The 12,264-nt window shown below is 61.6% G+C and carries 13 protein-coding genes; 7 read left to right on the top strand and 6 right to left on the bottom strand.

From position 1 onward, the window contains the following. The first annotated feature begins 45 nt into the window (after positions 1-45). The 3 genes from acnA (at position 46) to ATY76_RS25955 (ending at position 4,426) form a co-directional block, all read left to right on the top strand. Complete coding sequence (gene acnA, locus ATY76_RS25945) at positions 46-2,736, top strand: aconitate hydratase AcnA (protein WP_088677528.1); 2,691 nt, start codon at positions 46-48, stop codon at positions 2,734-2,736. A 234-nt stretch (positions 2,737-2,970) separates the two neighbouring features. Further along, entirely contained in the window at positions 2,971-3,711 is a 741-nt protein-coding gene (locus ATY76_RS25950) for a thioredoxin family protein (protein ID WP_088677529.1), read from the top strand. Between the two features lie 313 nt (positions 3,712-4,024). Beyond that, complete coding sequence (locus ATY76_RS25955) at positions 4,025-4,426, top strand: DUF2794 domain-containing protein (protein WP_064805507.1); 402 nt, start codon at positions 4,025-4,027, stop codon at positions 4,424-4,426. A 4-nt stretch (positions 4,427-4,430) separates the two neighbouring features. Here the strand turns inward: ATY76_RS25955 and ATY76_RS25960 are convergent, their stop codons facing one another. From ATY76_RS25960 to ATY76_RS25980, 5 genes are all read right to left on the bottom strand, one after another. After that, complete coding sequence (locus tag ATY76_RS25960; protein WP_088677530.1) at positions 4,431-4,988, bottom strand: GNAT family N-acetyltransferase; 558 nt, start codon at positions 4,986-4,988, stop codon at positions 4,431-4,433. Between the two features lie 107 nt (positions 4,989-5,095). After that, positions 5,096-5,416, bottom strand: a complete 321-nt coding sequence (locus tag ATY76_RS25965) for a hypothetical protein (protein WP_088677711.1) — start codon at positions 5,414-5,416, stop codon at positions 5,096-5,098. 74 nt (positions 5,417-5,490) lie between these two features. Beyond that, entirely contained in the window at positions 5,491-6,219 is a 729-nt protein-coding gene (locus ATY76_RS25970; RefSeq protein WP_088677531.1) for a Bax inhibitor-1/YccA family protein, read from the bottom strand. 182 nt (positions 6,220-6,401) lie between these two features. After that, complete coding sequence (locus ATY76_RS25975; RefSeq protein WP_088677532.1) at positions 6,402-8,945, bottom strand: ABC transporter permease; 2,544 nt, start codon at positions 8,943-8,945, stop codon at positions 6,402-6,404. Continuing rightward, a complete protein-coding gene (locus ATY76_RS25980) occupies positions 8,942-9,649 on the bottom strand; it encodes an ABC transporter ATP-binding protein (protein WP_088677533.1) in 708 nt (235 codons plus the stop codon). Before ATY76_RS25980 ends, ATY76_RS25975 begins: the two co-directional genes overlap by 4 nt. Positions 9,650-9,721: 72 nt before the next feature. On the opposite strand from ATY76_RS25980, the gene ATY76_RS25985 reads away from it, so the two are divergent. Further along, a complete protein-coding gene (locus ATY76_RS25985) occupies positions 9,722-10,366 on the top strand; it encodes an arylesterase (protein WP_088677534.1) in 645 nt (214 codons plus the stop codon). Positions 10,367-10,434: 68 nt separating this feature from the next. Next, on the top strand, positions 10,435-11,028 hold the full coding sequence (gene thpR / locus ATY76_RS25990) for an RNA 2',3'-cyclic phosphodiesterase (RefSeq protein WP_088677535.1): 594 nt from the start codon (positions 10,435-10,437) through the stop codon (positions 11,026-11,028). Here thpR and ATY76_RS25995 read toward each other — a convergent pair. Beyond that, positions 10,935-11,435 carry a low molecular weight protein-tyrosine-phosphatase gene (locus ATY76_RS25995; RefSeq protein WP_088677536.1) on the bottom strand — a complete coding sequence of 167 codons (501 nt, stop codon included), beginning with the start codon at positions 11,433-11,435 and terminating at the stop codon, positions 10,935-10,937. The two genes, thpR and ATY76_RS25995, sit on opposite strands and share 94 nt — an antisense overlap. A 35-nt stretch (positions 11,436-11,470) precedes the next feature. Between ATY76_RS25995 and ATY76_RS26000 the strand changes: the two genes are divergently transcribed. Continuing rightward, positions 11,471-11,776, top strand: coding sequence for a 4a-hydroxytetrahydrobiopterin dehydratase (locus ATY76_RS26000; protein WP_088677537.1), 306 nt, complete (start codon positions 11,471-11,473; stop codon positions 11,774-11,776). A 66-nt stretch (positions 11,777-11,842) separates the two neighbouring features. Continuing rightward, positions 11,843-12,235: a YkvA family protein gene (locus ATY76_RS26005; RefSeq protein WP_088677538.1), complete on the top strand. Its 393-nt coding sequence runs from the start codon at positions 11,843-11,845 to the stop codon at positions 12,233-12,235. Positions 12,236-12,264: the final 29 nt, after the last annotated feature.

Below are 12,264 nucleotides of genomic sequence, written 5' to 3' on the forward strand. Positions count from 1 at the left end.
ATAGGCGTTCGCACGACTGTGTTGGCTATCAGAACGGGGTTTCTCGTGTCTAAATCTCTTGACAGTTTCAATTGTCGTTCCACGCTTTCCGTGAACGGGAAGGCCTATGTCTATTACAGCCTGCCCAAGGCTGAGGCAAACGGTCTGGCCGGCGTATCGAAGCTCCCTTATTCGATGAAGGTGCTGCTCGAAAACCTGCTGCGCTTCGAAGATGGCCAGTCGGTCACCAAGGAGCACATCCAGGCCGTTGCCGAGTGGCTGAACAACAAGGGTGCGGTCGAAAACGAAATCGCCTATCGCCCGGCGCGCGTGCTGATGCAGGACTTCACCGGCGTTCCCGCCGTCGTCGACCTTGCCGCAATGCGCGACGCGATGGTGTCGCTCGGCGGTGATCCCGAGAAGATCAACCCGCTCGTTCCCGTCGATCTCGTCATCGACCACTCCGTCATCGTCGACGAATTCGGTACGCCGCAGGCTTTCGCCAAGAACGTCGAGCTGGAATATCAGCGCAACGGCGAGCGCTACCGCTTCCTGAAGTGGGGCCAGCAGGCCTTCAAGAATTTTCGCGTCGTTCCTCCCGGCACCGGCATCTGTCACCAGGTCAACCTCGAATATCTCGGCCAGACCGTCTGGACCAAGGAAGAGGACGGCGAGACGATCGCCTATCCCGATACCTGCGTCGGCACCGACAGCCACACGACGATGATCAACGGTCTTGGCGTTCTCGGTTGGGGCGTCGGCGGTATCGAAGCGGAAGCGGCCATGCTCGGCCAGCCGGTTTCGATGCTTCTGCCTGAGGTCATCGGCTTCAAGCTGACCGGCAAGCTCAAGGAAGGCGTCACCGCGACCGACCTCGTTCTGACCGTCGTGCAGATGCTGCGCAAGAAGGGCGTCGTTTCCAAGTTCGTCGAGTTCTTCGGCCCGGGCATGGACAACATGCCGCTCGCCGACCGCGCGACGATCGGCAACATGGGTCCGGAATACGGCGCCACATGCGGCTTCTTCCCCGTCGACGGCGAAACCATCAACTACCTCACCATGTCCGGCCGCACGCATGACCGGATCGCGCTGGTCGAAGCCTATTCGAAGGCCCAGGGCATGTGGCGCGAAGGCGACGGTTCCGATCTCGTCTTCACCGATACGCTGGAGCTCGACCTCTGCGACGTCGTGCCGTCGATGGCCGGCCCGAAGCGTCCGGAAGGCCGCATCGCGCTCGAAAACATCGCTTCCGGCTTCGCCGGTTCGATGGATGCCGACTACAAGAAGCCCGGCCAGCTTGCCAACCGCTATGCGGTCGAAGGCACGGATTTCGATCTCGGCCATGGCGACGTGGCGATTGCCGCCATCACCTCCTGCACCAACACGTCGAACCCGTCGGTGCTGATCGCCGCCGGCCTTCTCGCCCGCAACGCCGTTGCCAAGGGCCTGAAGACCAAGCCGTGGGTCAAGACCTCGCTCGCCCCGGGATCGCAGGTCGTCGGTGAATATCTTGCCAAGTCCGGCTTGCAGGCCGATCTCGACAAGCTCGGCTTCAATCTCGTCGGCTTCGGCTGCACGACCTGCATCGGCAATTCCGGCCCGCTGCCGGCGCCGATCTCGAAGACGATCAACGACAAGGGCCTGATCGTATCAGGCGTGCTCTCCGGCAACCGCAACTTCGAAGGCCGTATCTCGCCTGACGTCCAGGCGAACTACCTCGCTTCGCCGCCACTCGTCGTCGCTTATGCGCTCGCCGGTACGGTGCAGAAGGACCTGACCAAGGAACCGATCGGCGAAGACCAGAACGGCAAGCCGGTCTATCTCAAGGATATCTGGCCGACCTCGCACGAAGTGCAGGAGTTCATCCAGAAGTACGTCACCCGCGAGCTCTATGAATCCAAGTACGCCGACGTCTTCAAGGGCGACGTCAACTGGCAGGCCGTTCAGGTTCCTCCGGGCCAGACCTATGCCTGGGATGATAATTCGACTTATGTCCAGAACCCGCCTTACTTCGTCGGCATGGGCAAGAAAGGCACCGGCGTGTCCGATATCAAGGGCGCCCGCGTCCTCGGCCTGTTCGGCGACAAGATCACCACCGACCACATCTCTCCGGCCGGTTCGATCAAGGCAGCATCGCCGGCGGGCGCCTATCTCATCGGCCATGACGTCGCGGTGGCCGACTTCAACCAGTACGGCACGCGCCGCGGCAATCATGAAGTGATGATGCGCGGCACCTTCGCCAACATCCGCATCCGCAACCACATGCTCGGCCCGAACGGCAAGGAAGGTGGCTACACCATCCACTATCCGTCGAAGGAAGAGACCTCGATCTACGACGCCGCCATGCAGTACAAGTCCGAAGGTGTGCCGCTCGTCATCTTCGCCGGTGTCGAATATGGCAACGGCTCGTCGCGCGACTGGGCTGCCAAGGGCACCAACCTGCTCGGCGTCAAGGCGGTGATCGCCCAGTCCTTCGAGCGTATCCATCGCTCGAACCTGGTCGGCATGGGCGTCATCCCCTTCGTCTTCGAAGAGGGCACGACCTGGCAGAGCCTCGGCCTCAAGGGCGACGAGCTCGTCACCATCGAGGGCCTGGACAAGATCAAACCGCGCGAGCGGAAGATTGCCAAGATCACCTATGGCGACGGCTCCGTGAAGGAAGTTCCGCTGCTGTCGCGCGTCGATACGCTCGACGAGGTGATCTACCTCAACAATGGCGGCATCCTGCAGACGGTTCTGCGCGATCTCGCTGCCTGATTGTTAACAGCTTGCTATGATAATGGCCGCCGGAGAGCAATTTCCGGCGGCTTTTCTTTGCGGCAACAGTATTCGGGCAGGCTCACGATGATTTGTTTCAAGCGCATTCCCGCCGAGCTACGTCTCACCCGTTCGTGACTTTTCGTTTGGACCCGGAAGGATTATTCGTACGTTCATATGTCAGGGCCTCCGGCTCCCAACACGCCGGCGACGCTGAAAAAGAGGTGCAGGTGAATGTCCCCCCGTTTTTTGATTCCGCTGATCGCCGGCGTTGTTCTCGCAGGCTCGCTGCATGCCGAAGACGGCACGCCGAAAGGCGTCGTCGAACTTTTCACCTCGCAGGGCTGCTCCTCCTGTCCTCCCGCTGACGCCGCCTTCCGCAAGCTGGTGGACCAGGGCGACGTCATCGCGCTCGCCTACCACATAGACTATTGGAATTATCTCGGCTGGGCCGACACGCTGAGCTCGAAGGAAAACACCGAGCGGCAATATGGCTATGCCAGGGCCATGGGCCGCAGCAACGTCTATACGCCGCAGGCCATCGTCAATGGACGCGGTCATCTTGCCGGCGCCGATCTCAACGGCATCAACAGCAAGATCGACAGTTACAGCAGCGAAGGCAATGGGCTGACCATTCCGATCAGCGCCGCGATGCGCGGCGACGAGCTGGAAATCAAGATCGGTGCGGGGCAGGGCAAGGCCAATGTGGTGATGGTCTATTTCGACAAGGAAAAGACGATCGACGTCGAAAAGGGCGAGAACAGCGGCAAGAAAATCTCCTACCTGCACAGTGTCACGAATGTCGAAACGGTCGGCATGTGGGACGGCAAGGCGACCAATCTGACGCTGCCGGCCACTGTCCTGCAGCGGCCGCAGCTCGAGGGCTGCGCGATCCTGCTGCAATCGGCGACCGCTGACGGCGATCCGGCCGAGATCCTTGGCGCGACAGTGGTGATGGCGGGAAAAAACATCTGAGATTTCATCCCGATAGGGATGAAGTGCCGGGCGGCCCGGCCGAGCGTATTCGGGGCTGGGGTTAAGGTCGATACGCTCCGCCGGGCCCTTTGGCGCGCTGGCGCCAAACCGGGATGCATAAATCCCCCGCAAATGAGGCGCTGTTTTGACTGAAATGCGGCGCTGCCGAGAAAGCGTCGGCTCTCCCCAGGGCATTGCGCTCGCATACGCGAGACTGCGGTGCGGCCGAATGTGACGGGCAGCGGTCTTGCAATTTGTGACGGCTCGGGCAAACTGTCACTCTCCTGTCACAAGCGGAGGCCTTGGGAGACTGATGACAGATCAGCCGGATTTGCGACACGGCGAAAGCCGCTCCGTCGACAATAGTTCCTCAGTCGTCGTCGATCTCAGGGAATACAAACAAAGCAAGGACCCGCTTCCGGTGACCTTCCACCGGCGCGAGCTGGACGCGATCCTCTGGATCTACGGCCGCATGGTCGGCGAGGGGGAATGGCGCGATTACGCCATCGATCATCTAAAGGACAGGGCGGTGTTTTCCGTCTTCAAGCGTTCCGGTGAAATGCCGCTCTTCCGGATCGAAAAGAACCCGAAGCTCGCCGCCAAGCAAGGCGCCTATTCCGTTATCAACGTCAACGGCATGATCCTGAAACGCGGGCACGAGCTGAACCAGGTGCTCAAGGTATTCGACAAGGCCTTGAAGCTGGTCGACAAGTAAGTCCTCAGCCTGCGAACAGCGTGCCGGGATAGGCGGACGGATCCGGATCGGTCGTCATGCCCTCGCCGAGACTGCGCTGCATGAGCATCGTGTCGAGCCAGCGGCCGTGCTTGTAGCCGGTGCCCTTCATCAGGCCGACCTCCACAAAACCCGCCTTGAGATGAAGCGCGATCGAGGCAGGGCTTGCGCCGCCGATGACGGCCACCATCTGACGAAAGCCGAGGGCGGTGCAGCGGTCGATCAGCTCATTCATCAGCGCCTTGCCGATGCCGCGGCCTCGAGCTTCAGGCGCCAGATAAATCGAATCCTCCACCATCCAGCGATAGGCGGGGCGGGTGCGGAAGGCCGAAGCATAGGCGTAGCCAAGGAGGTTTCCGTTCGTATCGGCTGCGGCGATGTAGGGATAGTGCTGGCCGACGATCGCTGCGAAACGCTGCATCATCTCGGCCTTGGAGGGTGGTGCGATCTCGTAGCTCGACGTGCCGTTCAGGACGGATTCACGATAGATATCGGTAATGGCGGGGATATCGGCTTGCGAGGCGTCGCGCAGAAAGAAAGACATCGGGCGGCTGGTCCAGCGGCGGGGCAGGCTCCTCTAAAACCATTCCTGCGAAACCAGTGCAACAAAAAAGCCGACGCAAACCGAGGTGCGATATGCCCATTCTGCGGCTATTCGAGAATCTTGATCCTCAAGCTTTCGGCTTGCTTGCGCGCCTTGCGCCTCACATACATGATCAGCAATGGCGACAAGACGAAAGCCATGACGACGTGCACCACACCAGAGAGCACCAGGTCATTTCCCGTATGCGGGTCGATCGGTACCAGCTGCCAATAGCCGATTGCCAGAACCCCTAAAATTGCGCCGGCCAAGGCGGCAATGACGGCGCTGAGCCAAGCAATGACCGAATAGATCAGGCTATCCGGCAACCCTTTCGCCAACAGTACGGCAACGACAAAGCACGGGATGAAAACAAATCCTTGAAGCAGCATGCCTAACCCCTTCGACATTCGTCACGACAAAAAAGGCGGCCGAAGCCGCCTTTTCGATCTCGATCTGCCCCTGCTTATTTACGGTTGCCCATGAACTGCAGCAGGAACATGAAGAGGTTGATGAAGTCGAGATAGAGCGTCAGCGCACCCATGATCGCCTTGCGGCCGGCCACAGCGACATCATCGGCTTCGTAGTAGAGTTCCTTGATGCGCTGCGTGTCGTAGGCGGTAAGGCCTGCGAAAATCAGCACGCCGATCACCGAGATCGCGAACTGCAGGGCGGACGAACCCAGGAAGATGTTGACGATCGAAGCGATGATCAGGCCGAAGAGGCCCATGATCAGGAACGAGCCCATTGCCGACAGGTCACGCTTCGTCGTGTAGCCGTATAGCGACAGCGCGCCGAAGGAGGCGGCGGTGACGAAGAACGTCTGAACGACGCTTTCGCCCGTATAGACCAGGAAAATCGACGAGAGCGACAGGCCGACCAGGGCTGCATAGACCCAGAAAGTCGTCTGCGCGGCGGCCACGCTCATGCGATTAATGCGGAAGCTCAGGAAGAAGACGGCCGCAAGAGGCGCAAGGATCACGACCCAGCGCAAAGGCGACCGGAACAGAAGCTCGCCGAACTGGGTGAGCTGACCGTCCTGAACGGCGAAGTTGAATCCGAGATATGCGGCCACACCGGTGATCGCCAGACCCAGCGCCATCAGGTTGTAGACCTTGAGCATATATGCGCGCAGGCCTTGATCAATCATCTCGCCGGTCTGAGCGCGGCTTTGATAGTTACGAAGATCAGCCATAGTTTCCTCTTACAAGCTCCGATGAAGATACGGTGTCGGGTTTTCGACCCGGGCGCCGCTGCGGAGCTCCAGCATGCCTGCAGACAATATGAGGCTTTCGCCCATTGTAAACAAGGGGCTTGCAAAGGGTCGGCCGGGTTAAATCGCCGTAAGGTGAAGGGCTTCTGGAGGCCGCTGCCTCGTCAAAGTTCGCGCAGGACGGGCGCTGCCTTCTGCCCCAGGATGCGCCAGGTGCCTATGAGGCCGATGCCGACAGTCAGGACGAGCGCGGTGACGAGCGTCAGCCCCGCCACATCGGGCAGGAAGGTGGAAGGCAGGCGCATGATGCGGGCGACGATGAACCAGGCGGCGGCCGCGCCGGCGATCAGCGAGAAGATCGCGGTCGCCAGTCCGAGGATCAGATATTCGTAGCTGAAGGCGCGGATCAGCATGGCGCGGGTGGCGCCGAGCGTCTTCAGCACCACCGCGTCATGAGTGCGCGCCCGGTTGCCGGCGGCGAGCGCACCGGCAAGGACGAGGATCGAGGCGATGAGGGCCACCGACGCTGCGGCACGGATCGCCGTCGCAAGCTGGGCGACGAGCTGGTTGACGATATCGATCGCATCCTTGACGCGGACGCTGGTGATCGTCGGATAGGTGTTGGTGACGGATTTCAGGATCGCCGCATCCTCGGCCGGCGTCGAGGAGGGATCGGTCAGCGTCGCGAGCCAGGCATGCGGGGCGCCGCGGAAGGTATTGGGCGAGAAGACCATGACGAAATTGATCGACAGCGATTCCCACTCGACACGGCGCAGATTGGCAATCTTCGCCGTGATATTGCGTCCGAGCACGTTGACGGTGACTGTATCGCCGATCTTCAGGCCGAGTTCGTGCGCCTCTTCGGAGGAGAAGGAGACGAGCGGTTCGCCGCTGTAGTCTTTGTCCCACCAACTGCCTTCGGTCAGCGCCGCATTTTCCGGCAGGGTGTCGGCATAGGTGATGCCGCGATCACCGTTCAGCACCCAGCGGCCGGCCTCCGGTACGTTCATCCTGGTGACGTCTTCCCCGTTGAAGGCGACGATGCGGCCCCGCAGCATCGGCACCTCCATGAGCTTGCCGTTCGGCGCCTGCGCCTGGACGAGATTCCGGAAGGCATCGACCTCAGCGCTCTGGATATCGACGAAGAAGAAGTTCGGCGCACCTTCGTTCATGCGGCCGGTCAATTGCCGGCGCAGGTTGCCGTCGATCAAGGTCAGCGTCACCAGCAATGCCAGGCCGAGACCGAGCGAAAGCACGACCGAGGGCGTCAGCGCACCTGGCCGGTGGATGTTGCCGATCGCAAGTCTCAGCGCCGGCGAGTTGACGCGCGGGCTGCGGCGCGCAAGCCAGGCGATCCCTGCTGCGACGAGGCGCAGGACGACGAAGGCGAAGACGATCGCGCCGACGAAGACGACGGCGATGAAGCGATCGTAAGCCGTGAGGATGGCGAGGCCGGCAAGGGCCGCCATGAAGAGGGCTGCCAGCAGGACATAGGGCCAGGACGGCAGGTGGCGTGCCTCGAAGCCCTGCTCGCGGAAGAGCGCCGTTGCCGGCACTTCACGGGCATGGCCAAGCGGCAGGATGGCGAAGGCGAGCGTCGTCAGGATGCCGAAGAGGGTCGCAAGCAGCAGAGCGCCGGGGTAGAGGGCCGGTGCGGTCGAGACCGGCAGGAACTGGGCGAGGAACTGCGCCGCAAATATCGGCGACAGGGCGCCGATGACGAGGCCGGTCATGATGCCTGCGAAAGCGATGATGGCGATCTGGAAGAGATAGATCAGAACGACGGTGGCAGCGGGCGCGCCGAGACATTTGAAGGTGGCGATGGTGGTGCGTTTGGAATCCAGGAAGGCGCGCACGGCATTGGCGACGCCGACGCCGCCGACGATCAGCGCGGTCAAGCCCACAAGGGTCAGGAATTGCGAGAAGCGGGTGATGTTTTCCGTGAGCGAGGGTGCGGCGCGGTCGCTGGTGCGGATCGCCCATCCGGCGGAGGGGAATTCCCGGGAGGCGCGCGCCTGGATGCCTGACATGGCGTCCCTGTCTTCCAGCCGGACCTTATAGGCGTGTTCCACCAGGCTTCCGGTCTGGATCAGCCCCGAGGCTTCGAGCGCTCGGCGGCTGACGAGCAGGCGCGGCGCAAAGCCGAAACCTTCCGACAGCGCATCCGGCTCGGTTTTAACGGTGCCGGTGATGCTGAGCTTGACGTTGCCGAGCAGCAGCTCGTCGCCGACCGAAATGCCGAGCCGGTCGAGAAGCAGCGGTGCTGCCACAGCGCCGTAAGTGCCGCCTTCGCCGGACAAAAGCGCCGCGAGGGAGTAGTTCGGCTCCGCCTCGAACCGGCCGTAGAGCGGATAGGCGTCGTCGACCGCCTTGACCTCGACCAGCGCCTGGTCCGAACCGTCGGGCTTGCGGGCCATCGAACGCAGGCCTGTGGAAACCGAAACCTTGCCGAGACCTTCGAGGAAACTCATTTCCTCAGGCGTGGCTTCGCGGTTGTTGAGCTCGAAGCGGACGTCGCCGGCCAGCAGCTCCTGGCCCTGCGAAGCGATCGTATCGGTGATCGACTGCGAAACAGAATTGACGGCGGCGATCGCCCCCGTGCCGAGCGCGATGCAGGCAAGGAAGATGTAGAAGCCGCGAATGCCGCCGCGCAGCTCGCGGAGCGCCAGGCGAAAAGCGAGCGAAACACGCGGCGTGATGATCCTCATGCGAATGCCGCCTCGCTGTGGCGGGCGGCGCTGTCGCCTTCGATCCTGCCGGAGCGGACACGGATCTGGCGCGAGCAGCGGTTTGCCAGCGACACATCATGGGTGACGAGAAGCAGGGTCATGCCGCGTTCGGCCTGCTTGGCAAACAGCAGGTCGGCGATCTGGCGGCCGGTCTCGGTATCGAGATTTCCGGTGGGTTCATCGGCGATCAGCAAAGCGGGCGAGGGAGCGAGCGCCCTGGCAATCGCCACGCGCTGCTGTTCGCCGCCGGAAAGCTGGCCGGGATAGTGGTTCAGCCGCTGCCCGAGGCCGACCGAATTCAGCTCGCGATGGGCAATGTCGAAGGCATTGGGAACATTGGCGAGTTCCAGCGGCACGGCGACGTTTTCCAGCGCCGTCATGTTGGCGATCAGGTGGAAGGACTGGAAGACGATACCGATGTTGCGGCCGCGGAAATCGGCGACCTGATCCTCGCTCAGGCTGTGGAGCGGCGTGTCGTTGATGTTGATTTCGCCGCTGTCGAGCTTCTCGAGCCCGGCAAGCACCATCAGCAGGGTGGACTTGCCGGACCCGGAAGGGCCGACGATGCCGACGGATTCGCCTGCTGCTATATCGAGATCGATACCCTTCAGCACATGGACGGAGGCCGCGGCGCTGCCAAGGGTCAGATCGGCGCTCTTCAACTCGATGATGGTTTTTGCCAACGGAAATCGCCCTATATAAGCCCGTAATCAAATTGCCGCATAACGGCACCCCGCCAATCTAGGGAAAGCAGGATGAGATTTAAAGTTGCCGTCCTTCAATTCACCGTCATTGCCCTCTCACTGATCTTTGCCTCCGGTGCCAATGCGCGGACGATCAATCTCGTCGGATTCGGGGACAGCCTGATGGCAGGCTATCAGCTGCCGCCCGGCGACGGCTTTCCCGAAAAGCTGCAGGCGGCTCTGAAGGCGAAGGGGCTCGACGTCGCCATCACCAATGCCGGCGTCTCGGGCGATACGACGACAGGGGGGCTGGCCCGCATCGACTGGTCGGTGCCTGACGGCACCGACGGCGTCATCCTGGAACTCGGCGCCAACGATGCGCTGCGCGGCATTCCGCCCGAAGAGAGCGAAAAGAATCTCGACCAGATGATAACGCGGCTCAAGGAACGCGGCATTGCCGTGCTCCTCGTCGGCATGATGGCGCCGCCCAACATGGGCGCGGATTATGCCGCACGCTTCAATCCGATTTACCGGAAACTTTCGGAGAAACACGGAGTTCGGCTTTATGCCTTCTTCCTTGACGGCGTGGTGCTCGATGCGGGGCTCAAACTCGGCGACGGCATGCATCCGAATGCGAAGGGCGTGGATGTCATGGTTCAGAAGATGGAAGCCGATGTCACAAATTTCGTCGGGACGATTTCTTCTGTGAAGAAATAGGGGCTTGCGCGGTCATTGATTGCGTGATTCCGTGTAAGCACCTGCAAAAGATTCGGGGAGTGCTCGTTATGCCGAGACTGTTTACCGCCCTCGAAATTCCGCGCAATGCGGCGATGAGCCTTTCATTGCTGCGCGGTGGCCTCCCCGGAGCACGATGGATCGATGTGGAGAACTACCACATCACGCTGCGCTTTATCGGTGATGTCGACGGCCGCACGGCCGATGAAATCGTCGAACGGCTCGACCGGATCGACCGGCCGGAATTCCAGTTCCGCCTCGAAGGCATCGGTTCCTTCGGCTCGAAGAAGCCGCATTCGGTCTGGGCCGGTGTTTCGCAGTCGCCTGAGATGTACGCCCTGCAGGGTGAGATCGAGCGCATCTGCCAGCGCATCGGGCTGCCGCCGGACCCCCGCAAATTCACCCCGCATGTGACGCTGGCAAGGCTCAAATCCTCGCGGCTCGACGATGTCGTGCAATATCTGGCCGGACGCGGCAATTTCCATACCGCGACCTTCACGGCGCCGCGCTTCGTGCTGCTGTCGTCGCGTGAATCCGTCGGCGGCGGCCCTTACCTCACCGAGGAAGTGTTCCCGCTGCACGAGGCGCGCTCGACGCCGAGCGTCTCGAGCAGGCTGCTGCAGCCGGTCAAGAGCCTGGTGTAGACCAGCTCGAAACCATCAGCGCCGCCATAATAGGGATCGGGAATATCCTCTCCCGTTGTAAGTGCGGCATCGCCGAAGAGCCGGATATTGGCCTTGGGCGACGCAACCTTGCCGAGCGCCGCCAGATTGTCGCGGTCCATGGCGAGGATCAGATCGAAACTGTCGAAATCACTTGGCCGGATGCGGCGAGCGCGCTGTCCTGATATGTCGACGCCGTGGCTTTTCGCGATGGCGATCGAACGGCGATCGGGTTGCGCGCCTTCATGCCAGCCGCCGGTGCCGGCGGAATCGATCGTGAAATGGCCGGCCAGGCCGGCCTCAGCGACCAGATGGCGAAAGATTCCCTCCGCGAGCGGAGAACGGCATATATTGCCCATGCAAACGAAGAGGATGCTGATGCGTTTCATCGGTAGGCCTGTCGGATAGATAAGAGGACCATGGCATGAAACGGGAAAGACTGGAACGGGCGGCGGCAGAGGCAGAACTAAGGGCGCTTCCGGGCTGGACGCTCAATGACGCCGCCTCCTCCATATCGAAAACGTTCAAGTTTTCGAATTTCATCGAAGCCTTCGGTTTCATGACGGAGGCCGCGATCACTGCCGAGAAACTCAACCACCATCCCGAATGGTTCAACGTCTATTCCAAGGTGGATGTGACGCTGAACACGCACGACGCCGGCGGACTGACGGAACTGGACTTCAAGCTCGCCACAGCGATGGAAAAGGCGGCTGCGCGACGCGCCGGCTGAAGGCGTGCCGATTGAAAGCGGAACCGCCATCACCATATGTTCGCTGGGACGGAAAGGGAATCAGGGATGGACGACGTCAAATTCGGGGAAATCCTGCTGCCGGGCGACGAAGATACGCAGAGCCGACGGGAGAAGACGGTGCGGCAGAAATTCTGGCCGACCTTCCGGCGGGCGGTGCGGCAGATTCCGTTTTCGCGCGATGTCGTCGCCGGTTTTTACTGCGCGCTCGATCCGCAGACGCCGACCAAGGTGCGGGGCGTGCTGCTCGCAGCCCTCGCCTACTTCGTCATGCCGGTCGATATCGTCCCGGATATTTTCGCCGTCATCGGCTTTTCGGATGACATCGCCGTGCTCTCGGCCGCCTTCGCCATGGTGCGCGGCAATATCCGGCCGCGCCACTATGAATCGGCCGACCGCGTTCTTGCCGATGGGCCAGAGGAAGCGATGAAGACGATCTAAGGGCGCGGTCTGCGCTTCCGCATAAGCCC

It is taken from the genome of Rhizobium sp. R339 (assembly GCF_002211395.1).
Classification (GTDB): Bacteria; Pseudomonadota; Alphaproteobacteria; order Rhizobiales; family Rhizobiaceae; genus Rhizobium.